Raw genomic sequence first — 26330 nt, 5'->3', positions numbered from 1 at the left:
TCGGCAGCGCAGTTACAGCCTTTGTAGCCTGCAGCAGCCAGCTAGGGTGGTTCGGGAAGAATTGATCGCCCGTTCGATCGGGTGGAATGGTTGAAAACCTATCCAAGAGGAATTTTGAAATGGCAGAGATTACTGCAGCGTTGGTCAAAGAACTGCGCGAGCGTACTGGCGAAGGCATGATGGACTGCAAAAAGGCCTTGACCAAGGCTGGCGGCGACATCGAAAAAGCCATTGATGACATGCGTGCTTCGGGCGCCATCAAGGCTGCCAAAAAAGCGGGCAACGTTGCCGCTGAAGGCGCGATCGCTCTGAAGGAAGACGGTAAATCCGCCGTTCTGCTGGAAGTGAACTCGCAGACCGACTTCCTGGCTCTGCAGGACGACTTCAAGGCATTTGTCGCTTCCAGCGTTGAAAAAGCGTTCGCTGACAAACTGACTGACGTTGCTCCGCTGATCGCTGCTCAAGAAGCCGATCGTCTGGTTCTGGTCGGCAAGGTTGGCGAAAACGTCAACATCCGTCGCCTGGCTCGCGTTGAAGGTGACGTTGTTGGTGGTTACCTGCACGGCAACAAGATCGGCGTTGTGGTTGCCCTTAAAGGCGGCAGCGTTGAGCTGGCCAAAGACATCGCCATGCACGTAGCGGCGACCAACCCTGAATTCCTGCTGCCATCGGAAGTTTCCGCTGAAGCGGTCGAGCGCGAGAAAGGCGTGTTCCTGACCCTCAACGCTGACAAGATCGCCGGCAAGCCGGAAAACATCGTTGAAAACATGGTCAAAGGCCGTATCAGCAAGTTCCTGGCTGAAGCGAGCCTGGTTGAGCAGGCGTTCGTCAAGAACCCTGAAATCAAGGTTGGCGAACTGGCCAAGAAAGCCGGTGCTGAAATCGTCTCCTTCACCTACTTCAAAGTAGGCGACGGCATCGAGAAGCCGGTCGACAACTTCGCTGAAGAAGTTGCTGCTCAGCTGGCTGCCGCCAAGCAATAAGACGGTTTTTTAACTGTCGCCCTGAAGAGGCTGCCCGCTTACGCGCGCAGCCTCTTTTCAGATGGGGCACCAATTTTTAATTGGTTTCCCTTTGGAACTGGCTTACAAAGCCATGTTCCGATGGCGCTGAAGCAGCGCCAAGCTAGAGTGAACAGCCAGCTGTAAACAGCTAGCAAAGAATTTTTAAAATACGCCGCAGGAGAGATTCGCAATGGCTCAGCAGGGCAGTGGTTATCAGGCTCGCTATAAACGCATTCTACTCAAACTTAGCGGCGAGGCCCTGATGGGGTCCGAAGAGTTTGGGATCGATCCCAAGGTGCTGGATCGCATGGCACTGGAAGTCGGCCAACTGGTCGGCATCGGTGTTCAGGTCGGTCTGGTGATCGGCGGTGGCAACCTGTTTCGCGGTGCAGCGCTGAGCGCGGCCGGCATGGATCGGGTCACCGGCGACCACATGGGCATGCTGGCCACTGTGATGAACGCCCTGGCCATGCGAGACGCCCTGGAACGAGCCAATATCACCGCTATCGTGATGTCGGCTATTTCCATGGTCGGCGTAACCGATCACTATGATCGGCGCAAAGCCATGCGCCACCTGGATGCCAAGGAAGTTGTGATTTTTGCTGCCGGTACCGGCAACCCGTTCTTCACCACCGATTCGGCAGCTTGCCTGCGCGGCATCGAAATCAACGCGGACGTGGTGCTCAAGGCCACCAAGGTTGATGGTGTTTACACCGCTGACCCATTCAAAGACCCGCATGCCGAGAAGTTCGATCATCTGACTTACGATGAAGTGCTGGATCGCAAGCTGGGCGTGATGGATCTGACCGCCATTTGCCTGTGCCGCGACCACAAGATGCCGTTGCGCGTATTTAACATGAACAAGCCCGGCGCCCTGCTGAATATCGTGCATGGCGGCGCTGAAGGGACCCTGATCGAGGAAGGCCAACAATGATCAACGAAATCAAGAAAGACGCTAAAGAGCGTATGCAGAAATCCGTCGAGTCGCTGATGCACAACTTCGGCCGTATTCGTACGGGCCAGGCGCATCCAAGCATTCTGGAAGGCGTGATGGTGCCGTATTACGGTTCCGACACTCCGATCAAGCAGGTGGCGAACATCACCGTCAAAGACGCCCGTACCCTGCAAGTCGTTGCCTTTGAGCGCAACATGCTGGGTGCCGTCGACAAAGCCATCGGTAGCGCGGGTCTGAACCTCAACCCGACCAACCTGGGTGAATTGCTGCTGATCTCCATGCCGGCCCTGACCGAAGAAACCCGTAAGGGCTTCACCAAGCAGGCTCGCGATGTCGCTGAAGATGCCCGTGTTGCGGTGCGCAACATCCGTCGTGATGCGAACAGCCAGCTCAAGGATCTGGTCAAGGAAAAGGAAATCAGCGAAGACGAAGAGCGTCGCGCCACTGGCGAGATCGATGATCTGACCAAAAAATACGTGGCTGAAATCGACGCGAATTTGGCGCAGAAAGAAAAAGACCTGATGGCCGTATAAGGGTCGCGTTTTAATGGATAAGACCAAGCAGACTGCGCCGTCCGCGGTGCCGCGCCATGTCGCGATCATCATGGATGGTAATAATCGCTGGGCGAAAAAACGCTTTATGCCGGGTGTCGCCGGTCATAAAGCGGGCGTGGATGCGGTTCGTGCGGTGATCGAGGTGTGTGCGGAGGCCAAGGTTGAAGTATTGACCCTGTTCGCCTTCTCCAGCGAGAACTGGCAGCGCCCGGCCGACGAGGTCAGTGCCTTGATGGATCTGTTCTTCAAGGCATTGCGTCGCGAGGCCAAGCGCCTGAACGAAAACAACATCAGTTTGCGCATCATTGGCGACCGTTCGCGCTTTCATCCAGAGCTTCAGGCTGCCATGCGTGAAGCAGAAGCAATGACGGCGGGCGCCAATCGCTTCGTTCTGCAGATCGCTGCCAACTATGGCGGACAGTGGGATATCGCGCAGGCCGCACAGCGGCTGGCGCGGGAAGTTCAGGCCGGGCACCTGCGTCCGGAAGACATTACCCCGGAACTGTTGCAAACCTGTCTGGCTACCGGCGATTTGCCGTTGCCGGACTTGTGCATCCGTACCGGTGGCGAGCACCGCATCAGTAACTTCCTGCTGTGGCAACTGGCTTACGCCGAGTTGTACTTCTCCGACCTGTTCTGGCCGGACTTCAAACACGATGCCATGCGTACTGCGTTGGCCGATTTTGCTTCTCGGCAACGCCGCTTCGGTAAAACGAGCGAGCAGGTCGAGGCTGGAGCCCGGGTTTAATGCTTAAACAACGAATCATCACCGCGCTGATCCTGCTACCGATTGCCTTGTGCGGGTTTTTCCTGCTCGAAGGTACCGGTTTTGCGCTGTTCATCGGGCTGGTCGTGACCCTCGGTGCATGGGAGTGGGCTCGCCTGGCGGGCTTCACTGAGCAGCCGATTCGCGTTGCCTATGCGGCTGTGGTCGCGTTGATGCTGTTTGTCATGCATATCCTGCCTGGGCTCGCGCCTTGGGTGTTGGGTGCTTCGGTGCTTTGGTGGGGCGTTGCAACCTATTTGGTGCTGACTTATCCGCGCTCCAGCGAACTTTGGTCCAGCGCTGCCTGCAAGCTGGTGATCGGTCTGCTGATCCTGCTGCCCGCCTGGCAAGGTCTGGTTCAGATCAAACAGGAGCCTTTGGGCAACTGGCTGATCATGGCGGTGATGGTGCTGGTCTGGGGCGCTGATATCGGTGCTTACTTCTCCGGCCGGGCCTTTGGCAAGCGCAAACTGGCGCCACAGGTCAGTCCCGGCAAAAGCTGGGAGGGCGTCTATGGCGGCCTCGCGGTGAGTCTGGTCATTACTGTCATTGTCGGTCTGGTTCGAGACTGGACAGTGGCGCAGTTGTTCAAAGGTCTGATTGGTGCAGCCATCATCGTGTTTATCTCGGTGGTAGGTGATCTCACCGAAAGCATGTTCAAGCGTCAGTCCGGGATCAAGGACAGCAGTAATCTGCTGCCGGGTCACGGCGGCGTGCTGGACCGAATCGACAGCTTGACCGCAGCGATTCCAGTGTTTGCCGTGCTGCTGTGGATGGCGGCACCGTGAGCCGCCCGCAGCAGATTACCGTCCTGGGGGCGACCGGTTCGATTGGTCTGAGCACGCTTGACGTCATTGCTCGTCATCCCGAGCGTTATCAGGTTTTCGCCTTGAGCGGTTTCACCCGTCTGAGCGAGCTGCTGGCGCTGTGTGTTCGTCATACGCCGCGGTTCGCCGTGGTACCTGAGGCGGGTGCTGCCCGAGGCTTGCAGGACGACTTGCGCGCCGCAGGACTGCCGACTCGCGTGCTGGTGGGTGAGGAAGGCCTGTGTCAGGTTGCTTCCGATCCTGAGGTCGATGCGGTCATGGCGGCCATCGTTGGCGCTGCGGGCTTGCGACCGACTCTGGCGGCGGTCGAAGCCGGCAAGAAAATCCTCCTGGCCAACAAAGAAGCACTGGTGATGTCCGGTGCGCTGTTCATGCAGGCGGTGCGCAAGAGTGGTTCGGTGTTGCTGCCGATCGACAGCGAGCACAACGCGATTTTCCAGTGCATGCCACAGGATTTCGCTCGTGGGCTGAGTGCCGTCGGGGTGCGTCGGATTTTACTCACGGCCTCTGGCGGTCCGTTCCGACAGACACCTATGGCTGAACTGGTGCATGTTTCCCCTGAGCAAGCGTGTGCCCACCCGAACTGGTCCATGGGGCGCAAGATTTCGGTGGATTCGGCCAGCATGATGAACAAGGGGCTGGAGTTAATCGAAGCCTGCTGGCTGTTTGATGCCAAGCCGTCCCAGGTCGAAGTGGTGATTCATCCTCAAAGCGTGATTCATTCGCTGGTCGATTACATCGACGGTTCGGTATTGGCCCAGTTAGGTAACCCTGACATGCGCACGCCGATCGCCAACGCGCTGGCCTGGCCGGAGCGAATCGACTCGGGCGTTGCGCCGCTGGACCTGTTTGCAATTGCGCGGCTGGACTTCCAGTCGCCTGATGAAGAGCGATTCCCGTGTCTGCGTCTTGCGCGTCAGGCAGCCGAATCCGGCAATAGCGCGCCGGCCATGCTGAATGCGGCGAATGAAGTGGCGGTCGCGGCCTTTCTCGACGGGCGGGTTCGCTACCCGGAAATCGCGAGTATCATCGAAGAAGTGTTAAATCTCGAGCCCGTGGTTGTGGTTGGCGATCTCGAGGCAGTGTTCACGGCCGACGCGAAAGCGCGAGTACTGGCCGAACAATGGTTGAGTCGTCACGGGCGGTAAGTGCTGCAATACGTTGACCCATGCGGCACTGGACAGGATTGCGGAGAAAGTAGATGAGCGCGCTCTATATGATTGTCGGCACCCTGGTGGCTTTGGGTGTGCTGGTCACCTTCCACGAATTCGGCCATTTTTGGGTCGCACGTCGCTGTGGGGTCAAAGTGCTGCGTTTCTCCGTGGGCTTCGGTATGCCGTTGCTGCGCTGGCACGACAAGAAAGGCACTGAGTTCGTCGTCGCCGCGATCCCGCTGGGCGGTTACGTGAAAATGCTCGACGAGCGCGAAGGTGAAGTGCCCGCCGATCAGCTTGATCAATCCTTCAATCGCAAATCCGTCCGCCAGCGTATCGCTATCGTATCGGCGGGTCCGATTGCCAACTTTTTACTGGCGATGTTTTTTTTCTGGGTGCTCGCCATGCTCGGCAGCGAGCAAGTGCGCCCGGTCATTGGTGCAGTCGAATCCGGCAGTATCGCCGCCAAGGCTGGTTTGAGCGCGGGCCAGGAAATCATTGCCATCGATGGCGAGCCAACTTCCGGCTGGGCCGCGGTGAACCTGCAGTTGGTCCGTCGTCTTGGGGAGAGCGGTTCCCTGCAGTTGCTGGTCCGTGATCAGGGTTCCACAGCGGATTCGCCCCGTGAGCTGATGCTGGATAAATGGCTCAAAGGTGCCGATGAGCCAGATCCGATTCGTTCGCTGGGTTTACGCCCTTGGCGTCCGGCGCTGCCACCGGTCCTGGCCGAACTTGACCCGAAAGGCCCGGCACAGGCTGCTGGCCTGAAGACCGGTGACCGACTGTTGGCTCTGGATGGCAAGTCGCTTGATGACTGGCAGCAGGTGGTGGACACGGTCCGTATGCACCCTGATACCAAAATCATGCTGCGCGTCGAGCGTGATGGTGCTCAAATCGACGTCCCTGTGACGCTGGCCGCTCGCGGCGAGAAGAAGGCACCCAGTGGTTATCTGGGCGCTGGGGTGAAAGCAGTTGATTGGCCGCCAGAGATGATTCGCGAAGTGAGTTACGGTCCTGTGGCAGCGATTGGGGAGGGTGCTCGACGCACCTGGACCATGAGCGTACTGACCCTCGATTCGCTCAAGAAAATGTTGTTCGGTGAGCTCTCGGTAAAAAACTTGAGTGGACCGATAACCATTGCTAAAGTGGCGGGCGCTTCTGCCCAGTCGGGCGTCGCTGATTTCCTGAATTTCCTTGCTTATCTGAGTATTAGCTTGGGGGTTCTGAATTTGTTGCCCATTCCTGTGTTGGATGGGGGGCATTTGTTGTTTTATCTGATCGAGTGGGCGCGTGGTCGCCCCTTGTCAGATCGGGTGCAGGGTTGGGGGATACAGATCGGTATCAGTTTGGTGATCGGGGTGATGTTGCTTGCTCTTGTCAATGATCTGGGTCGACTGTAACGCTTCGCTGAATTGCGAATCTGCCGCATTTTGCGGCAGTTTGTTTATTGCCAGTTGGAATAAGAAAGGACTTCATGAAACGTCTGCTGCTAACTGCGGTTCTCACCGTATTGATGATCGCCGAAGTTCACGCCGAGTCCTTCACTATCTCTGATATTCGCGTCAATGGCCTCCAGCGGGTCTCCGCGGGTAGCGTCTTTGGTGCTTTGCCGTTGAACGTCGGTGAACAGGCGGATGATCGTCGCCTGGTGGAATCCACTCGTGCGTTGTTCAAAACCGGTTTCTTTCAAGATATCCAGCTGGGCAGAGATGGCAACGTCCTGGTCATCACGGTAGTCGAGCGCCCGTCAGTCGCCAGTATCGAGATCGAGGGTAACAAGGCGATCTCCACTGAAGACCTGATGAAAGGCCTCAAACAATCCGGTCTGGCCGAAGGCGAGATCTTCCAGCGCGCCACCCTCGAAGGTGTGCGTAACGAGCTGCAGCGCCAATACGTCGCTCAGGGTCGCTACTCGGCTACCGTCGACACTGAAGTGGTGCCGCAGCCGCGTAACCGCGTTGCGTTGAAGGTCAATATCAACGAAGGCACCGTTGCTGCTATCCAGCACATCAACGTGGTGGGTAACACCGTCTTCCCTGATGAAGACCTGATCGACCTGTTTGAACTCAAGACCACCAACTGGCTGTCGTTCTTCAAGAACGATGACAAGTATGCTCGTGAAAAACTTTCCGGTGACCTGGAGCGTCTGCGCTCCTACTACCTGGACCGTGGCTATATCAACATGGATATCGCTTCGACCCAGGTGTCCATCACTCCGGACAAGAAGCACGTCTATATCACCGTCAACGTCAATGAAGGCGAGAAGTACACCGTCCGTGACGTCAAATTGAGCGGCGACCTGAAAGTCCCTGAAGACCAGGTCAAGTCTCTGCTGCTGGTCCAGAAAGGCCAGGTGTTCTCGCGCAAGCTTATGACCACCACGTCCGAACTGATCACCCGCCGTCTGGGCAACGAGGGTTACACCTTCGCCAACGTCAATGGCGTGCCTCAACCTCACGATGAAGACCACACCGTCGACATCACGTTCGCCGTCGATCCGGGCAAGCGTGCTTACGTGAACCGCATCAACTTCCGTGGCAACACCAAGTCCGAAGACGAAGTGCTGCGCCGTGAAATGCGTCAGATGGAAGGCGGCTGGGCTTCGACTTACTTGATCGACCAATCCAAGACTCGTCTTGAACGTCTGGGCTTCTTCAAGGAAGTCAACGTCGAAACACCGGCCGTGCCGGGCGTCGACGACCAGGTAGACGTGAACTACAGCGTTGAAGAGCAGGCTTCCGGTTCGATTACCGCCAGCGTTGGTTTTGCCCAGAGCGCCGGTTTGATCCTCGGTGGTTCGATCACCCAGAACAACTTCCTGGGTACGGGTAACAAGGTCAGCATCGGCTTGACTCGCAGTGAATACCAGAGCCGTTATAACTTCGGTTATGTCGACCCGTACTGGACTGCTGATGGCGTGAGCCTGGGTTACAACGCGTTCTATCGCACCACCGACTATGACGACCTTGACGTCGATGTAGCCAGCTATGCCGTAGACAGCCTGGGTGCGGGCGTGAGCGTCGGTTATCCGATCAGCGAGACTTCGCGTCTGACCTTCGGCCTGACTGCGCAACAAGACAAGATCAAGACCGGTCAATACACTGTTGACGAGATCTTCGACTTCGTTAACAAGGAAGGCGACAACTACCTGAACTTCAAGGCTTCGGCCGGCTGGTCCGAATCCACACTGAACAAAGGCGTATTGGCGACCCGTGGTCATTCCCAAAGCCTGACACTGGAAACCACCACGCCTGGCAGCGACCTGTCGTTCTTCAAGCTTGATTACCGTGGCCAGTTGTTCCAGCCATTGTCTGAAAACTACACCATGCGCCTGCACACCGAACTGGGCTATGGCGATGGTTATGGTTCTACCGATGGCTTGCCGTTCTATGAAAACTACTATGCTGGTGGTTTCAACTCGGTTCGTGGCTTCAAGGACAGCACCCTCGGTCCTCGCAGTACCCCAAGTCGCGGTGCGGCTGTGACGGGTAACACCGGCACGCTCGCCGACCCGGACCAGGATCCGCTGCCGTTCGGTGGTAACGTTTTGATCCAGGGTGGTGTCGAGGTTCTGTTCCCGCTGCCATTCGTCAAGGATCAGCGTTCCCTGCGTACTTCGGTATTCTGGGATGTGGGTAACGTATTCGACTCCAATTGCGAAAAAACCACGAACGCAAATGTCGGTTCAGCCGCTCAAACAGAGTGTAACGACATCAGCCTGAGCAACGTGGCCAGCTCCGTCGGTGTAGGCGTGACCTGGGTTACCGCACTGGGTCCTCTGAGCTTCGCGTTGGCCATGCCGGTCAAGAAACCGGATGACGCTGAGACTCAAGTGTTCCAATTCTCCCTCGGCCAGACGTTCTAAGCGTCTGACCCAAGATAACGACAATGGATTTTGTAGGAGTGCATCGTGCGTAAGTTGACTCAATTGGTTCTCCTGGCGACCGTACTGGTAGCAGGTCCGGCTTTTGCCGACATGAAAATCGCCGTTCTGAACTATCAGATGGCTCTGCTGGAATCCGATGCGGCCAAGAAGTACGCCGTTGATGCCGAGAAGAAGTTCGGTCCACAGCTGTCCAAGCTCAAGACTCTGGAAAGCAGTGCCAAAGGTATCCAGGATCGTCTGATGGCGGGCGGCGACAAGATGCAGCAAGGTGAGCGTGAACGCCTGGAACTCGAGTTCAAGCAAAAGGCCCGTGACTTCCAGTTCCAGTCCAAGGAACTGAACGAAGCCAAAGCCGTTGCTGACCGTGAAATGCTGAAGCAGCTCAAGCCGAAACTGGACAGCGCTGTGGAAGAAGTCATCAAGAAAGGTGCTTTTGACCTGGTCTTCGAGCGTGGCGCAGTGATTGATGTCAAACCTCAGTACGACATCACTCGCCAGGTTATCGAGCGCATGAATCAGCTGAAGTAACCATGACAGCGACTATAAAGCTCGGCCAATTGGCCGAGTTCCTCGGCGCCACACTGCGTGGCGACCCGGAGAAAGAAATTACTGGGCTAGCCACTTTGCAAGAGGCTGGCCCAGCTCAGTTGAGCTTTCTCGCAAACCCCCAATACCGTAAATACCTGGCTGACAGCCGGGCCGCAGCGCTGTTGCTGAAGGCCGCTGACGCTGAAGGTTTTGCAGGTAATGCGCTGGTCGTGCCAGATCCGTATCTGGCCTACGCGCGGATTTCCCATCTGTTTGATCCCAAGCCAAAGGCCGCTGTCGGTGTTCATCCGACAGCCGTTGTGGCAGCGGATGCAGTGGTCGATCCAGCGGCGAGCATTGGTGCTTTTGCGGTGATCGAAAGCTGCGCGCGCATTGCTGCGGGTGTGACCGTTGGCGCGCACTGCTTTATCGGTGCCCGCTGCGAGATTGGCGAGGGCGGCTGGCTGGCCCCGCGAGTCACGCTGTACCACGATGTTCGCATCGGTAAACGGGTGGTGATTCAATCGGGTGCCGTACTCGGTGGCGAAGGTTTCGGTTTTGCCAACGAGAAAGGTGTCTGGCAGAAGATCGCTCAGATCGGTGGTGTGCTGGTCGGTGACGACGTGGAGATTGGCGTGAATACCGCTATCGATCGCGGTGCACTGGCCGATACCGTTCTGGGTAACGGGGTGAAACTCGATAACCAGATTCAGATCGCCCACAACGTCCAGGTCGGTGATCACACCGCCATGGCCGCGTGCGTGGGGATCTCCGGCAGCACCAAAATCGGTAAGCATTGCATGCTCGCCGGTGGCGTAGGGCTGGTGGGGCATATCGAAATTTGCGACAACGTGTTTATCACCGGGATGACCATGGTGACCCACTCGATTACCGAAAAGGGTTCCTATTCTTCCGGTACAGCCATGCAACCGGCTGCCGAATGGCGCAAAAGCGCGGCACGCATCCGTCAGCTCGATGACATCGCGCGGCGTCTGCGACAGCTGGAAAAGCGTGTAGGGGAAGTGACCCCTGACGGTAATGCTTCATCAGATGGCTGATACCATTTCCATATCAAGTGTGCACAGCCGCTAGACTGCCTCCTTGATTTGCTAGAGGGGTGCGCGTCAGTCGCGCCTCCCAATCTTTACATAGGCTTCCCCCCGAAATGATGGACATCAACGAGATTCGCGAATACCTGCCCCACCGTTACCCGTTCCTGCTGGTGGACCGAGTCGTGGAACTGGATGTGGAAGGCAAGCGCATTCGCGCCTACAAGAATGTCAGCATCAACGAACCCTTCTTCAATGGTCACTTCCCCGCGCACCCAATCATGCCGGGCGTATTGATCATCGAAGCGATGGCTCAGGCTGCCGGCATCCTTGGCTTCAAAATGCTCGACGTGAAGCCTGCCGACGGCACGCTCTACTACTTCGTCGGCTCCGACAAGCTGCGTTTTCGCCAGCCCGTCACCCCAGGCGATCAGTTGATCCTCGAAGCCCGCTTCATCAGCTGCAAGCGTCAGATCTGGAAGTTCGAGTGCCAGGCTTCGGTCGATGGCAAGCCAGTCTGCTCTGCTGAAATCATCTGCGCGGAACGCAAACTATGAGTTTGATTGACCCTCGCGCAATCATCGATCCGACGGCTATCCTGGCCGACGGCGTCGAGGTCGGCCCCTGGTCGATCATCGGTGCAGGTGTGGAAATCGGCGAGGGGACAGTGATCGGGCCGCATGTGATTCTCAAAGGCCCGACCCGAATCGGAAAGCACAACCGCATCTACCAGTTTTCTTCGGTAGGCGAGGACACGCCCGATCTGAAATACAAGGGTGAAGAAACCCGGCTGGTCATCGGTGACCACAACGTCATCCGTGAAGGCGTGACGATTCACCGTGGGACCGTTCAGGACCGTTCTGAAACAACCCTGGGCGATCACAATCTGATCATGGCCTATGCCCACATCGGCCACGACAGCGTCATCGGCAACCACTGCATCCTGGTCAACAACACCGCGTTGGCGGGCCATGTGCACGTTGAAGACTGGGCAATCCTGTCCGGTTTTACCCTGGTTCATCAGTATTGCCATATCGGCGCCCACAGCTTTTCCGGTATGGGCACCGCCATCGGCAAGGACGTCCCGGCGTACGTTACGGTGTTCGGCAATCCGGCCGAAGCTCGCAGCATGAACTTCGAAGGCATGCGTCGTCGCGGTTTCAGCGAAGATGCGATCCACGCGCTGCGTCGTGCCTACAAGGTGGTTTACCGCCAAGGGCTGACGGTCGAACAGGCACTCGCCGAACTGGCTGAACCGTCGGCCCAGTTTCCGGAAGTCGCGGTGTTCCGTGATTCCATCCAGTCTTCGACCCGCGGCATCACTCGTTAATCATGGCTAATCTGCGTATTGCGCTGGTGGCGGGCGAGGCTTCCGGTGACATTCTGGGCGCGGGTCTGATGCGCGCACTCAAGGCTCAGCACCCGGCAGTCGAGTTCATCGGTGTCGGCGGTCCGCTGATGCAGGCCGAAGGCCTGACCTCGTATTTCCCGATGGAGCGTCTTTCGGTCATGGGCCTGGTGGAAGTGCTGGGCCGCTTGCGTGAGCTGATGGCTCGCCGCAAGAAGTTGATCGCCGACCTGATCGCCGAGAAGCCGGATGTGTTCATTGGTATCGATGCCCCGGACTTCACCCTCAATATCGAACTCAAGCTGCGTCAGGCCGGGATCAAGACCGTGCATTACGTTAGCCCGTCGGTTTGGGCGTGGCGGCAGAAACGGGTGCTGAAGATTCGCGAAGGTTGCGATCTGATGCTGACGCTGTTCCCGTTCGAAGCGAAATTCTATGAAGAGAAGGGCGTGCCGGTGCGGTTTGTCGGGCACTCACTGGCCGATGCGATCCCGCTTGAAGCCGATCGCGCCGCCGCGCGGGCTGAACTCGGTTTGCCCGACGGGCCGCTGGTTGCTCTGATGCCCGGCAGTCGCGGTGGCGAAGTTGGCCGGCTCGGCGCGTTGTTTCTCGATACGGCCCAGCGTCTGCGAGCCCTGCGCCCTGGTGTGCGGTTCGTCATGCCTTGCGCCGGCCCCGAGCGCCGCAAGCAACTTGAAGAGCTGCTGGCAGGCCGAGATCTGCCGCTGACATTGCTCGATGGCAAATCTCATCTGGCTCTGGCGGCCTGCGACGCGGTACTGATTGCCTCCGGGACCGCTACGCTTGAAGCGTTGTTGTACAAACGGCCGATGGTGGTCGCGTACCGCTTGGCACCGCTGACGTTCTGGATTCTCAAGCGCATGGTGAAAAGTCCCTACATCTCGTTGCCGAACCTGCTGGCCCAGCGCCTGTTGGTGCCCGAGTTGTTGCAGGACGATGCGACCGTTGAAGCCTTGGCCCAGACGCTGTCGCCACTGATCGAAGGCGGTGAAGAACAGACCCGCGGCTTCGATGAAATTCACCGTACCTTACGTCTGGACGCCTCCAATCAGGCGGCGGATGCGGTACTGAACCTGATCGGCAAAACACAATGAGCAAAGCAAGCATTCAGATGGGCCTGGACTTCACCCTGGTCGCCGAAGTTGAAGATTTGGTCGCCGGCGTTGACGAAGTTGGTCGCGGCCCGCTTTGTGGTGCGGTGGTGACAGCCGCGGTGATCCTCGATCCGAACCGTCCGATCCTCGGCTTGAACGACTCGAAGAAGCTCACCGAAGCACGCCGCGAAAAGCTCTACGACGAGATCTGCGAAAAGGCCCTGAGCTGGTGCATCGCTCGCGCTGAAGTCGAAGAAATCGACGAGCTGAACATTCTCCACGCCACCATGCTGGCCATGCAGCGTGCGGTCGAAGGCCTGCACATCACGCCGAAACTGGCGATGATCGACGGTAATCGTTGCCCGAAGCTGTCGATGCGTGCCGAAGCGGTGGTGCAGGGTGACGGTAAGGTACCGGCCATCGCAGCAGCGTCGATTCTGGCCAAGGTCAGCCGCGACCGCGAGATGGCAGCGTTCGAATTGATTTACCCGGGGTACGGCATCGGTGGCCACAAAGGCTACCCGACGCCCGTTCATCTGGAAGCGCTGGCCCGCTTGGGGCCAACGCCGATTCACCGCCGCTCGTTCGCCCCGGTACGCCTGGCTTACGAGGCGCGGGAAAACCTGATCGAGAGTTAGTCGCAAGGCTGATGTTTTTGCCAAGGCCCGGTACAATCCGGGCCTTGTTGTCTTCACGTTTCTAGTTTCTAGACAGGATCACTATGCCGGCTTCATTCGTTCATCTACGCCTGCACACTGAGTATTCCCTGGTCGACGGTCTGGTGCGGATCAAACCGCTGGTCAAGACCCTGGTCGGCATGAACATGCCTGCCGTAGCGGTCACCGACCAGAACAACATGTGTTCCCTGGTCAAGTTCTATAAAGCTGCCATGGGCGCCGGGATCAAGCCGATCTGTGGCGCCGACCTGTGGCTGTCGAACAAGGATCCGGATAACGCTCTGAGCCGGATCAGCCTGCTGGCGATGAACGCCGTGGGTTATCGCAATCTCACCGAACTGATCTCCCGCGGCTTCATCGACGGCCAGCGCAATGGCTCGGTCATCATCGAACGCGAGTGGGTGGCCGAAGCCAGCGAAGGCTTGATCATGTTGTCGGCGGCAAAAGAAGGCGAGATCGGTCTGGCGATGCTCAGTGGCAACCCGGCCGAAGCGGAAAACCTGGCGCGCGAATGGATGGCCGTGTTCCCGGATCGCTTTTACCTGGAAATCCAGCGCACCAACCGCCCCAACGACGAAGAACAGTTGCACGGTGCCGTGGCCCTGGCTGAAAAAATCGGTGCGCCGCTGGTCGCGACCAACGACGTGCGCTTCATCAAGCAGGAAGACTTCGCCGCCCACGAAACCCGCGTTTGCATCGGTGAGGGCCGTGCCCTCGACGATCCGCGGCGTTCGAAGAATTACAGCGATCAGCAATACCTCAAAAGCGCCGAGGAAATGGCCGAGCTGTTCAGCGACATTCCCGAAGCGCTGGAAAACACCGTTGAGATTGCCAAGCGCTGCAACATCGAAGTGAAGCTGGGCACTCACTTCCTGCCCAACTTCCCGATCCCCGATGGCATGACCATCGACGAGTATTTCCGCAAGGTTTCCTTCGATGGTCTGGAAGATCGCCTCAGCGTTCTGCTGCCCAAGGACACCACCGAAGACTACGAAACCAAGCGTCAGGTCTACGTCGACCGGCTGAATTTCGAGCTGGATATCATCATCCAGATGGGTTTCCCCGGTTACTTCCTGATCGTTATGGACTTTATCCAGTGGGCCAAGAGTAACGGCGTGCCGGTAGGTCCAGGCCGTGGATCGGGTGCCGGGTCGCTGGTGGCCTACGTGCAGAAGATCACCGACCTCGATCCGCTGGAATATGACCTGCTGTTCGAACGTTTCCTTAACCCGGAACGGGTATCCATGCCCGACTTCGACGTCGACTTCTGCATGGACGGTCGTGACCGCGTAATCGACTACGTGGCCGAGAAATACGGTCGCAACGCCGTAAGCCAGATCATCACCTTCGGTTCCATGGCGGCCAAGGCTGTGGTGCGTGACGTGGCGCGGGTGCAGGGCAAGTCCTACGGTTTGGCGGATCGTCTGTCGAAGATGATTCCGTTCGAAGTCGGCATGACCCTGGAAAAGGCCTACGAACAGGAAGAAATCCTGCGTGACTTCATCAAGGTTGATGAAGAGGCCGCGGAAATCTGGGAAATGGCCCGCAAGCTTGAAGGCGTTGTGCGTAACGTCGGTAAGCACGCCGGTGGTGTTGTTATTGCCCCGACCAAACTGACTGACTTCTCGCCGATTTATTGCGATGAGGCCGGTGATGGTCTGGTCACCCAGTTCGACAAGGACGACGTTGAAGCCGCTGGTCTGGTGAAGTTCGACTTCCTCGGTCTGCGGACCCTCACGGTCATCGACTGGGCGCTGAAAACCATCAACCGTGATCGCGCCAAGGTCGATGAGCCGCCGCTGGATATCGCGTTCATCCCGCTGGATGACAAGCCGACTTACCAGTTGCTGCAAAAAGCTGAAACCACCGCGGTGTTCCAGCTGGAGTCGCGCGGCATGAAAGAGCTGATCAAAAAGCTCAAGCCCGACTGCCTGGAAGACTTGATCGCACTGGTGGCCCTGTTCCGTCCGGGCCCTTTGCAATCGGGCATGGTGGACGACTTTATCAACCGTAAGCACGGTCGCGCCGAGCTCGCGTACCCGCACTCGGACTACCAGTACGAAGGCCTCAAGCCGGTTCTGGCACCGACTTACGGCATCATCCTGTATCAGGAACAGGTGATGCAGATTGCCCAGGTCATGGCCGGTTACACCCTCGGCGGCGCGGACATGCTGCGCCGAGCCATGGGTAAGAAAAAACCCGAAGAAATGGCCAAGCAGCGCGGCGGTTTCATTGAAGGTTGCACCGCTAACAATATCGACGCCGACCTGGCAGGTAACATTTTCGACCTGGTAGAAAAATTCGCCGGTTACGGCTTCAACAAATCCCACTCCGCCGCTTATGGCCTGGTGTCATACCAGACCGCTTGGCTGAAAACGCACTACCCGGCGCCATTCATGGCCGCGGTACTGTCGGCGGATATGCACAACACCGACAAGGTCGTGACCTTGATCGAAGAAATTCGCACCATGAAGCTGCGTCTCGACGCGCCGGATGTGAATACTTCGGAGTTCAAGTTCACGGTGAATGACGAAGGCCGAATTATTTACGGCCTCGGCGCGATCAAAGGGGTGGGCGAAGGTCCGGTGGAAGCCATCACTGAGGCGCGTCAGGAAGGTCCGTTCAAGGATCTGTTCGATTTCTGCGCCCGTGTCGACCTCAAACGTATCAACAAGCGCACCCTGGACGGTTTGATCCGCAGCGGTGCGCTGGATCGTCTGGGGCCTTACTTCCATGACGAGCAGAAAGCTTATCAAGCCAATATCGACCGCAACCGAGCGGTCTTGCTGAACGCCATGGAAGGGGCGATCAAGGCGGCCGAACAAACCGCGCGTACCCACGACAGCGGTCATGTCGACCTGTTTGGCGGTCTGTTCGTCGAAGAAGACGCCGATGTCTACGCCAATCACCGCAAAGCCAAAGAGCTGACCCTCAAGGAACGCCTGAAAGGGGAGAAAGACACCCTGGGCCTGTACCTGACCGGTCACCCGATCGACGAATACGAAGGTGAGATCCGCCGTTTCGCCCGTCAGCGCATCATCGACTTGAAACCGGCCCGTGATACCCAGACCGTCGCGGGCATGATCATCGCCTTGCGGGTGATGAAGAACAAAAAGGGCGACAAGATGGGTTTCATCACCCTCGACGACCGCTCCGGGCGGATCGAAGCGTCGCTGTTCGCCGAAGCATTCCATTCGGCGCAGTCCTTGTTGCAGACCGACGCGATGGTGGTGGTCGAAGGCGAAGTCAGCAACGATGATTTCTCCGGTGGCTTGCGGCTGCGGGTCAAGCGGGTGATGAGCATGGAAGATGCGCGCACCAACCTGGCCGAAAGCCTGCGCTTGAAGCTGCAGACCCAGGATTTGAAAGGCGATCAGCTACGCTGGCTCGGTGAGCTGTTCAAGCGTCACCGCGGGGCGTGTCCGATCACCATGGAGTACACCAGTCCCGATGCGAAGGCCTTGCTGCAGTTCGGCGAGACCTGGCGGATTGACCCGGCGGATGCCTTGATTCAAGCCCTGCGTGACCAGTTCGGGCGAGACAACGTCTTCCTCCAATACCGTTGACGGTCAGGTGCCGCTCTTCCAAAAGGGAGCAGCTCTGATCTCGACCCAATTTTTAATCTCGACCTGAACGCGCCTCTCCCTTAAGGTAGGGCGCGAATAGACAACCGGCCGACCCAAGCTCTCTTGGATGTCGACCCAAGACGGACGCCTATGAACCCGAATTTTCTAGATTTCGAACAGCCGATCGCCGACCTGCAAGCCAAGATCGAAGAGTTGCGCTTGGTCGGTAATGACAATTCGCTGAATATCGGCGATGAGATCTCCCGCCTGCAGGACAAAAGCAGCACGCTGACCGAAGACATCTTCGGCAAGCTGACCAGCTGGCAGATCGCGCGTCTGGCGCGTCACCCGAAACGTCCGTATACCCTGGACTACATCGAACACATCTTCACCGAGTTCGACGAGCTGCACGGCGACCGTCACTTCTCCGACGACGCTGCGATCGTGGGCGGCATTGCCCGTCTGGACGACCAGCCAGTAATGATCATCGGTCACCAGAAAGGCCGTGAAGTGCGCGAGAAAGTTCGCCGCAACTTCGGCATGCCGCGTCCGGAAGGCTACCGCAAGGCTTGCCGCCTGATGGAAATGGCCGAACGTTTCAAAATGCCGATCCTGACCTTCATCGACACCCCGGGTGCTTACCCTGGTATCGACGCTGAAGAGCGCAACCAGAGCGAAGCGATTGCCTGGAACCTGCGCGTCATGGCACGCCTGAAAACCCCAATCATCGCCACCGTGATCGGTGAAGGTGGTTCCGGTGGTGCTCTGGCGATCGGCGTTTGCGATCAATTGAACATGCTGCAGTACTCGACTTACGCAGTGATTTCGCCGGAAGGTTGCGCCTCGATTCTGTGGAAGACCGCCGAAAAAGCACCGGACGCCGCTGAAGCCATGGGCATCACTGCCGAGCGCCTCAAAGGCCTGGGTATTGTGGATAAAGTGATCAGCGAGCCTTTGGGCGGCGCGCACCGTAATCCGGCCGCTGCGGCCGCATCGATCCGTGCCGAGCTGAGCTCGCAGCTGGCGATGTTGAAGAAGTTCGATAACGAAGCGCTGTTGGCTCGTCGCTACGAGCGTCTGATGAGCTACGGTCTCTGATCTGACGCTGCTTCGGCAAATGATGTAACCAATGTGGGAGCGAGCCTGCTCGCGATAGCGGTACAACAGTCAGCAAATTTGTTGAATGTTAAGCAGCTTTCGCGAGCAGGCTCGCTCCCACATTTGATTTATGCGGAGTGATCGATATGAATCGACCCATGATTGATCTTCCTGCCAAGCTCCTTCTGAACCTGATGCCATGGCGCAACGCCACAACCTGGCGCATCGCCTTCTCTGGTGGCCTCGACTCCACCGTTCTGCTGCACCTTCTCGTACACCTCGCAAAAACCGAATCCCTGCCGGCGCTAAGCGCCATCCATGTTCATCATGGCCTTCAGGCTGTGGCTGATGCGTGGCCGGACCATTGTCAGTCGGTCTGTGATGCGCTGGGTGTGCCGTTGCAGGTTGTTCGTGTGCAGGTTCACCCCGGCGCCAGCCTTGAGCGTGCAGCCCGGGATGCGCGATATGCCGCGTTCATCGAGGCGACTCAGGGCAATGAAGTGTTGCTGACCGCCCAGCACCGTGACGATCAGGCGGAAACGTTGTTGTTTCGGCTGTTGCGTGGGGCAGGGGTGAGGGGGTTGTCGGGGATGCCACGCCAGCGCCCACTCGGTAAAGGGCAGCTGCTGCGGCCATTGCTCGATGTCACGCGGGCTGAACTTGAAGCTTATGCGGCGGAGCATCGGCTGAGCTGGATCGAAGACCCATCGAACCAGGATCGGCAATTCTCGCGAAATTACCTGCGCCATCAGGTATTCCCGGTATTGACCAAGCGCTGGCCGCAAGCGGTAACGACCATGGCCCGCAGCGCTGCACATCTGAGTGAAGCGCAGGGACTGCTCGATGAGCTTGCGCAAATCGACCTGGCTGACGCCAGCGCTGCCAACGACTTTGATTGGCTGGGATTGCCGTCCCTGGAGCTGGGGGCATTGGAAACGCTGTCCGCTGCTCGTCAGCGTAATGCGTTAAGTCATTGGCTCGAACCGCTGACGCGACTGCCGGACAGTGACCATTGGTCGGGTTGGGAGAATTTACGTGATGCCACCGGCGATGCCTGCCCGATCTGGCGGCTGGCGGATGGCGAACTGCATCGGGCGGGTGGGCGTATCTGGTGGTTGTCCGGCAGTTGGTTGCGCACGTCGCCCGCCGTCGGAAACTGGCCCGACCCCTCGCTATCGCTGGTGTTGCCGGACAACGGCGTGCTCACACTCACCGGCCAAATCCCCGATGGCCTGCTGCATATCCGCTATCGTGAGGGAGGTGAAGTGATGAATTTGCCCGGTCGCGGCCATCGCGATCTGAAGCGATTGCTCAATGAAAGCGGCGTGCCGGGTTTTGTCCGTGGCAGATTGCCGCTGCTCTACCGAGGCGAGCAATTGCTGGCGGTAGCCAACCTGCGGGGCTTGGACGGCAGTGCAAAGGACTGTTGGAATTTGCATTGGCAGCCACCGACCGAAGATCAAGGTTTGAGCTGAAAGGGGCTTTCCGGTAGACTACGCTCCCTTCTTGATACAACTTCTGTGGATTCGCCTGAATTGCAGGAGTTGCCGATTACCAAGCAGTCTTTGCTGGGCGATTCCAAAAAATGTGTAGCGAGCAACGTACCGGTGTTTCATCTTCCGGTCTGTCCCAACGCGGCGGTTTTTTTGAAAGGTGCACTGTGATTAATGCAGGTGATCGGGGGCTTCGGCCTTCCTTCGCTTTCCCCGGCGGCTCGGACCGCTTTAACGCAGACTTCTAGGGTTTTTCATGACGCGCTACATATTCGTCACGGGCGGTGTTGTTTCTTCATTGGGGAAAGGCATCGCATCGGCTTCATTGGCGGCCATCCTGGAGGCGCGGGGACTTAAGGTCACCATGCTGAAGCTGGACCCGTACATCAACGTTGACCCGGGCACCATGAGCCCGTTCCAGCACGGTGAAGTGTTCGTCACCCACGACGGCGCCGAGACCGACCTGGACCTGGGCCACTACGAGCGGTTCATCCGCACGACCATGACCCAGAACAACAACTTCACCACCGGCCGTGTCTACGAACACGTCCTGCGCAAAGAGCGCCGTGGTGATTACCTGGGCGCCACCATTCAGGTGATCCCGCACATCACCGACGAAATCAAGCGCCGGATCATCAAGGGTGCCGGCGATGCTGACGTGGCCATGGTCGAGATCGGTGGCACCGTGGGTGACATCGAATCCCAGCCTTTCCTCGAAGCCATCCGTCAATTGCGTTTCGAAGTCGGCGCCAAGCGCGCGATGCTGATGCACCTGACTCTGGTGCCGTACATCGCCACTGCCGGCGAAACCAAAACCAAGCCTACTCAGCACTCGGTCAAGGAACTGCGTTCCATCGGCCTGCAGCCTGACGTGCTGGTCTGCCGTTCCGATCACCCGATCGACATCTCCTCGCGTCGCAAGATCGCTCAGTTCACCAACGTTGAAGAACGTGCGGTGATTGCGCTGGAAGACGCCGACACCATCTACAAGATCCCGGGCATTCTGCACGCCCAGGGCCTGGATGATTTCGTTGTCGAGCGTTTCGGCCTGCAATGTGGCGGCGCCGATCTGTCCGAGTGGGAAGCCGTGGTCGACGCCAAGCTCAACCCTGAGCATGAAGTCACCATCGCCATGGTCGGCAAGTACATGGAATTGCTGGACGCCTACAAGTCGCTGATCGAAGCGATGAGTCACGCCGGCATCAGCAACCGCACCAAGGTCAACCTGCGCTACATCGACTCCGAAGACATCGAAAACCAGGGCACTGCGCTCCTGGAAGGTGTCGACGCGATCCTGGTACCAGGCGGCTTCGGTCTGCGTGGCGTGGAAGGCAAGATCACTGCCGTTCAATACGCTCGCGAAAACAAGGTTCCGTACCTGGGCATCTGCCTGGGCATGCAAGTGGCCGTGATCGAGTTCGCTCGTAACGTGCTGGGCTGGAAAGACGCCAACTCCACCGAGTTCGATCGTGCCAGCGGTCATCCGGTCGTGGGTCTGATTACCGAGTGGGAAGATGCCACCGGCGCAGTCGAAACCCGTACCGAAGCGTCCGATCTGGGCGGCACCATGCGCCTTGGCGCTCAGGATTGCCTGCTGGAGCAGGGTTCCCTGGTGCACGATTGCTACGCCAAGGACGTGATTGTCGAGCGTCACCGTCACCGCTACGAAGTGAACAACAACCTGCTGCCGCAAATCATGGAAGCCGGTCTGAAAATCACCGGTCGTTCCGGCGATGGCGCGCTGGTTGAGGTGATTGAAGCTCCGGATCATCCATGGTTCGTCGCTTGCCAGTTCCACCCTGAGTTCACCTCGACACCACGCGACGGTCACCCGTTGTTCAGCGGTTTCGTTAAAGCAGCTTTGGTTCAACACCAGAAGAAGGCGTAAATCCAATGGCCCAGAAGATCATCCGCGTAGGCGATATCGAGATTGCCAACGACAAGCCAATGGTGCTTTTCGGTGGCATGAACGTGCTGGAAAGCCGCGACATGGCGATGCAGGTCTGCGAAGAGTACGTGAAGGTCACCGAGAAACTCGGTATCCCTTACGTGTTCAAGGCCAGCTTCGACAAGGCCAACCGTTCCTCCGTGACCTCTTACCGTGGCCCCGGCCTGGAAGAGGGCATGCGGATTTTCCAGGACATCAAGCAAGCGTTCGGCGTGCCGATCATCACCGACGTCCACGAACCTGATCAGGCCGCGGTCGTCGCTGAAGTCTGCGATATCATCCAGCTGCCGGCCTTCTTGTCGCGCCAGACCGACCTTGTGGTCGCGATGGCCAAGACCGGTGCGGTGATCAACATCAAGAAAGCCCAGTTCCTCGCACCTCAGGAAATGAAACACATCCTGAGCAAATGCGTGGAAGCGGGTAACGATCAGTTGATCCTCTGCGAACGCGGTTCGAGCTTCGGCTACAACAACCTGGTCGTCGACATGCTCGGCTTCGGCATCATGAAGCAGTTCGAATATCCGGTGTTCTTCGACGTGACCCACGCGCTGCAAATGCCCGGCGGTCGCTCTGATTCCGCCGGCGGCCGTCGTGCTCAGGTCCTCGATCTGGCCAAGGCTGGCATGAGCCAGTCGCTGGCCGGTTTGTTCCTCGAAGCGCACCCGGACCCGGACAACGCCAAATGCGACGGCCCTTGCGCCTTGCGTCTGGACAAACTGGAGCCATTCCTGGCCCAGCTCAAAGCTTTGGACGAACTGGTGAAGAGTTTTCCGACGGTAGAAACCGCGTAATCCTCATTTCTCCGGTAAAGTACCGCACGAATTAATGCTCAGGCCCTCGGGTCTGGGCCTTATCGTCCGCAAGTCTGCCCGCTGCACATTACTTGCCGGCGATACAAGATTTCCTTCAGCTGCGTCGTTTTCGTCAACTTTGGAGTGTTTACAACAATGGCAAAAATCGTCGACATCAAAGGTCGTGAAGTTCTCGACTCCCGTGGCAACCCCACCGTGGAAGCGGATGTGCTTCTCGATAACGGCATCATCGGCAGTGCTTGCGCGCCGTCCGGTGCTTCCACTGGCTCGCGTGAAGCGCTCGAGCTGCGTGATGGCGACAAGAGCCGTTACCTGGGCAAAGGCGTTCTGAAAGCCGTCGCCAACATCAACGGTCCGATCCGCGACCTGTTGAAAGGTGCAGATCCAAGCGACCAGAAAGCGCTGGATCACGCGATGATCAAGCTCGACGGCACTGAAAACAAAGGTTCCCTGGGCGCCAACGCGATCCTCGCCGTTTCCCTGGCCGCCGCCAAGGCAGCCGCACAGGACCAGGACCTGCCGCTGTACGCTCACATCGCCAACCTGAACGGCACCCCGGGTGTTTACTCGATGCCGGTTCCGATGATGAACATCATCAACGGTGGCGAGCACGCCGATAACAACGTCGACATCCAGGAATTCATGGTTCAGCCAGTAGGCGCCAAGTCTTTCTCGGAAGGTCTGCGCATGGGCACCGAGATTTTCCATCACCTGAAAGCTGTTCTGAAGTCCCGTGGCCTGAGCACTGCTGTGGGTGACGAAGGTGGTTTCGCACCGAACCTGGCCTCCAACGAAGACGCTTTGAAAGTGATCTCCGAAGCTGTAGCCAACGCCGGTTACAAGCTGGGCACCGACGTGACTCTGGCGCTGGATTGCGCGGCCAGTGAATTCTACGAAGACGGTAAATACAACCTGTCCGGCGAAGGCCAGGTGTTCACCGCTGAAGGTTTCGCTGACTACCTGAAAGGCCTGACCGAGCGTTATCCGATCATCTCGATCGAAGACGGTCTGGACGAGTCCGACTGGGCTGGCTGGAAAATCCTCACCGACAAGATCGGCGAGAAAGTCCAACTGGTAGGCGACGACCTGTTCGTAACCAACACCAAGATCCTGAAAGAAGGCATCGATAAAAGGATCGCCAACTCGATCCTGATCAAGTTCAACCAGATCGGCACCCTGACCGAAACCCTGGAAGCCATCCAGATGGCCAAGGCCGCTGGTTACACTGCCGTTATCTCGCACCGCTCCGGCGAAACCGAAGATTCGACCATTGCCGACCTGGCCGTGGGCACTTCGGCTGGCCAGATCAAGACCGGCTCCCTGTGCCGTTCGGACCGTGTTTCCAAGTACAACCAACTGCTGCGTATCGAAGAGCAGTTGAATGGCAAAGCCAAGTACAACGGTCGCAGCGAATTCCGCGGTTAATCGTTAATTGGTAAAAAGACACCGGATTGTGTCGGAAAAATCGCGACAGCGATGGATTTGCCACTAATCTGATGCCTTATAAGCACAAGCCTGGGTCTTCCAGGCTTCGTGCTATCAGAAGCTTCAAAGTTTTGGCATGGCTGTCTTTTTTCACTGGATACCTGATATTCGATGCGCAGTCCCAATTGGTTGTTCCTCGTCTTGCTCCTGCTGCTGGCTGGCCTGCAATACCGCCTGTGGGTGGGTAATGGCAGTCTGGCGCAAGTGGCCGAACTGACTCAGCAGATCGCAGATCAACACGCTGAGAACGAGGGTCTGCTTGAGCGCAATCGGGTGATGGACGCTGAAGTCAGTGAATTGAAAAAGGGCATGGAGACCGTTGAAGAGCGGGCTCGTCATGAGTTGGGCATGGTCAAGGACGGTGAAACCCTTTACCAGTTGGCCCAATGAACCCCTCGTTACCGGCCTTCTGGGCTGTAATTCCTGCCGCGGGTGTCGGTGCCCGTATGGCCGCGGACCGTCCCAAGCAATACTTGCAACTGGGCGGGCGCACAATTCTCGAACACAGCCTCGGCTGTTTCCTTGATCATCCTTCCCTGAAAGGGTTGGTGGTCAGTATTGCTGTTGATGATCCTTATTGGCCGAACCTGGCGTGTGCTTGCGATCCGCGAATTCAGCGGGTTGAAGGCGGCTCCGAGCGTTCCGGGTCGGTGCTCAATGCGTTGCTGCATTTGCATGCGCAAGGCGCTGACGATGAGGATTGGGTGCTGGTTCACGATGCCGCGCGGCCGAATCTGAGCCGTGATGATCTGGACAAGTTGCTGGGTGAACTCGCAGATGATCCAGTTGGTGGACTGCTGGCGGTTCCGGCACGCGATACCCTCAAACGGGTCGATAAGCAGGGTCGCGTGGTCGAAACCGTGGATCGCAGTGTGATCTGGCAAGCCTATACGCCGCAGATGTTTCGCCTTGGCGCGTTGCATCGGGCGTTGGCCGATAGTCTTGTGGCTGATGCGGTCATCACTGATGAAGCTTCGGCGATGGAGTGGGCAGGCCTGGCGCCGCGACTGATTGAAGGTCGATCCGACAACCTCAAGGTCACGCGCCCCGAAGACCTCGAATGGTTGCGCCAGCGCTGGTCCAACCGTCGTTAAGCTGCATACTCTGGCCTTTGCGCCAATCCTTCCTTCAAATAATCCACCAACTTGCGCACCTTGGGCGACAGATGCCGTTGCTGTGGATAAAGCGCCCACACGGCGGTGTTCGGCGGTTGGTGGGCTTCCAGCAGCGAAATCAATTCGCCGTTTTTCAGATGCTCCAGCACGTAGTAGTCCGGCAGTTGGCACAGTCCAACCCCTTGTAGCGCCGCATCTAACACGGCTTGCCCACTGTTGCAGCGCCAGTTTCCCTGTACCCGCTGGGAAAATTCCCGCCCGTTCTGTTCCAGTTGCCAGATGTCCGAGCTGCCGATGAGGCAGTTGTGGCGGCTGAGTTCCGACAGACTGTGTGGGCGACCATACCGTTCCAGGTAGGACGGTGACGCACACAGGTACATGCGGCGTGGTGCCAGGCGTGTCGCTACCAGCCGCGAGTCCTGAAGGCGGCCGAGACGGATTGCCAGGTCCAGGCCTTCATGGACCAGATCGAGTTGACGATTACTCAGTTCGATGTCGATTCGCAGTTGCGGATAGAGCCCCATGAAACGGGTTACCAGCGGCACGATGAATCGTTCGCCGTATGCCACGGCGCAGGTCATGCGCAGCATGCCTTTGGGTTCACTGGTCAGGTCGCCGACTGCGCGCAAGGCTTCTTCGCGGCCGTCCTGCAAGCGCTGGCAATGTTGCAGAAATGTTTGCCCGGCTTCGGTCAGAGTGACCCGGCGGGTGCTGCGATAAAGCAGTCGCGTCTGAAGTCGCTCTTCGAGGCGTACTATTTGTCGACTGATGTGGGAGGACGAAACCCCGAGGCGTTCCGCGGCAGCCGTGAACTGACTGCACTCGGCCACGGCGACGAACTCGTCGATACCTTCCCAGCGATTCTCGGACATCAAGGATTATCCCTGTATGGCAATAATGTTTTGCTTTTGTCCGGATTATTCACCGTCAGGCGGTGTATTACACTCCCT

23 protein-coding genes are annotated in these 26330 nt (G+C 58.0%); 22 read left to right on the top strand and 1 reads right to left on the bottom strand.

Translation table 11 applies throughout. The features are described from left to right. The first annotated feature begins 119 nt into the window (after positions 1–119). The 22 genes from tsf (at position 120) to ispD (ending at position 25359) form a co-directional block, all read left to right on the top strand. Entirely contained in the window at positions 120–983 is an 864-nt protein-coding gene (gene tsf, locus ACA056_RS22995) for a translation elongation factor Ts (protein ID WP_033056302.1), read from the top strand. A 211-nt stretch (positions 984–1194) separates the two neighbouring features. Then, on the top strand, positions 1195–1938 hold the full coding sequence (gene pyrH / locus ACA056_RS22990) for a UMP kinase (protein ID WP_048719949.1): 744 nt from the start codon (positions 1195–1197) through the stop codon (positions 1936–1938). Further along, positions 1935–2492 (top strand): ribosome recycling factor, encoded by a 558-nt coding sequence (gene frr / locus ACA056_RS22985; protein ID WP_008028968.1) that lies wholly within the window; start codon positions 1935–1937, stop codon positions 2490–2492. The genes pyrH and frr overlap by 4 nt, the downstream gene beginning before the upstream one ends. Before the next feature lie 13 nt (positions 2493–2505). Next, on the top strand, positions 2506–3261 hold the full coding sequence (uppS, locus tag ACA056_RS22980) for a polyprenyl diphosphate synthase (protein WP_497267996.1): 756 nt from the start codon (positions 2506–2508) through the stop codon (positions 3259–3261). Further along, the gene (locus ACA056_RS22975) at positions 3261–4067 is read left to right on the top strand and encodes a phosphatidate cytidylyltransferase (protein WP_497267994.1); all 807 of its coding nucleotides are present in this window, start codon (positions 3261–3263) and stop codon (positions 4065–4067) included. The genes uppS and ACA056_RS22975 overlap by 1 nt, the downstream gene beginning before the upstream one ends. After that, on the top strand, positions 4064–5254 hold the full coding sequence (ispC, locus tag ACA056_RS22970) for a 1-deoxy-D-xylulose-5-phosphate reductoisomerase (RefSeq protein WP_497267992.1): 1191 nt from the start codon (positions 4064–4066) through the stop codon (positions 5252–5254). The genes ACA056_RS22975 and ispC overlap by 4 nt, the downstream gene beginning before the upstream one ends. A gap of 53 nt (positions 5255–5307) precedes the next feature. Beyond that, a complete protein-coding gene (gene rseP, locus ACA056_RS22965; RefSeq protein ID WP_497267990.1) occupies positions 5308–6660 on the top strand; it encodes a sigma E protease regulator RseP in 1353 nt (450 codons plus the stop codon). 74 nt (positions 6661–6734) lie between these two features. After that, positions 6735–9125 carry an outer membrane protein assembly factor BamA gene (gene bamA / locus ACA056_RS22960; protein ID WP_497267988.1) on the top strand — a complete coding sequence of 797 codons (2391 nt, stop codon included), beginning with the start codon at positions 6735–6737 and terminating at the stop codon, positions 9123–9125. A 45-nt stretch (positions 9126–9170) separates the two neighbouring features. Continuing rightward, positions 9171–9674, top strand: a complete 504-nt coding sequence (locus tag ACA056_RS22955) for an OmpH/Skp family outer membrane protein (protein ID WP_010462812.1) — start codon at positions 9171–9173, stop codon at positions 9672–9674. 2 nt (positions 9675–9676) lie between these two features. Then, a complete protein-coding gene (gene lpxD / locus ACA056_RS22950; protein WP_095128094.1) occupies positions 9677–10732 on the top strand; it encodes a UDP-3-O-(3-hydroxymyristoyl)glucosamine N-acyltransferase in 1056 nt (351 codons plus the stop codon). Positions 10733–10839: 107 nt separating this feature from the next. Then, positions 10840–11280 (top strand): 3-hydroxyacyl-ACP dehydratase FabZ, encoded by a 441-nt coding sequence (gene fabZ / locus ACA056_RS22945; RefSeq protein ID WP_017336708.1) that lies wholly within the window; start codon positions 10840–10842, stop codon positions 11278–11280. After that, positions 11277–12053 (top strand): acyl-ACP--UDP-N-acetylglucosamine O-acyltransferase, encoded by a 777-nt coding sequence (lpxA, locus tag ACA056_RS22940; protein ID WP_282482280.1) that lies wholly within the window; start codon positions 11277–11279, stop codon positions 12051–12053. Before fabZ ends, lpxA begins: the two co-directional genes overlap by 4 nt. Positions 12054–12055: 2 nt before the next feature. Further along, a complete protein-coding gene (lpxB, locus tag ACA056_RS22935; RefSeq protein ID WP_497267985.1) occupies positions 12056–13186 on the top strand; it encodes a lipid-A-disaccharide synthase in 1131 nt (376 codons plus the stop codon). 11 nt (positions 13187–13197) lie between these two features. Further along, entirely contained in the window at positions 13198–13824 is a 627-nt protein-coding gene (gene rnhB, locus ACA056_RS22930; protein WP_161990825.1) for a ribonuclease HII, read from the top strand. Between the two features lie 83 nt (positions 13825–13907). Further along, positions 13908–17429 carry a DNA polymerase III subunit alpha gene (gene dnaE, locus ACA056_RS22925; RefSeq protein WP_497267983.1) on the top strand — a complete coding sequence of 1174 codons (3522 nt, stop codon included), beginning with the start codon at positions 13908–13910 and terminating at the stop codon, positions 17427–17429. 150 nt (positions 17430–17579) lie between these two features. Continuing rightward, positions 17580–18527 (top strand): acetyl-CoA carboxylase carboxyltransferase subunit alpha, encoded by a 948-nt coding sequence (locus ACA056_RS22920; protein WP_008154040.1) that lies wholly within the window; start codon positions 17580–17582, stop codon positions 18525–18527. Between the two features lie 146 nt (positions 18528–18673). Then, positions 18674–20002 (top strand): tRNA lysidine(34) synthetase TilS, encoded by a 1329-nt coding sequence (gene tilS / locus ACA056_RS22915; RefSeq protein WP_497267981.1) that lies wholly within the window; start codon positions 18674–18676, stop codon positions 20000–20002. Positions 20003–20276: 274 nt separating this feature from the next. Further along, positions 20277–21908, top strand: coding sequence for a CTP synthase (gene pyrG, locus ACA056_RS22910; protein WP_497267979.1), 1632 nt, complete (start codon positions 20277–20279; stop codon positions 21906–21908). A gap of 5 nt (positions 21909–21913) precedes the next feature. Beyond that, positions 21914–22759, top strand: a complete 846-nt coding sequence (kdsA, locus tag ACA056_RS22905) for a 3-deoxy-8-phosphooctulonate synthase (protein ID WP_033059920.1) — start codon at positions 21914–21916, stop codon at positions 22757–22759. Between the two features lie 156 nt (positions 22760–22915). Then, complete coding sequence (gene eno, locus ACA056_RS22900; RefSeq protein ID WP_497267977.1) at positions 22916–24205, top strand: phosphopyruvate hydratase; 1290 nt, start codon at positions 22916–22918, stop codon at positions 24203–24205. A 171-nt stretch (positions 24206–24376) separates the two neighbouring features. Next, positions 24377–24655, top strand: coding sequence for a cell division protein FtsB (gene ftsB / locus ACA056_RS22895; protein ID WP_008028992.1), 279 nt, complete (start codon positions 24377–24379; stop codon positions 24653–24655). Next, a complete protein-coding gene (gene ispD, locus ACA056_RS22890) occupies positions 24652–25359 on the top strand; it encodes a 2-C-methyl-D-erythritol 4-phosphate cytidylyltransferase (RefSeq protein WP_497267974.1) in 708 nt (235 codons plus the stop codon). Before ftsB ends, ispD begins: the two co-directional genes overlap by 4 nt. Here the strand turns inward: ispD and ACA056_RS22885 are convergent. Beyond that, on the bottom strand, positions 25356–26252 hold the full coding sequence (locus tag ACA056_RS22885) for a LysR family transcriptional regulator (protein ID WP_497267972.1): 897 nt from the start codon (positions 26250–26252) through the stop codon (positions 25356–25358). The two genes, ispD and ACA056_RS22885, sit on opposite strands and share 4 nt — an antisense overlap. Between the last annotated feature and the right edge of the window lie 78 nt (positions 26253–26330).

Source organism: Pseudomonas sp. LBUM1666 (assembly GCF_059695775.1).
This window is presented reverse-complemented; position numbering and strand designations above follow the sequence as displayed.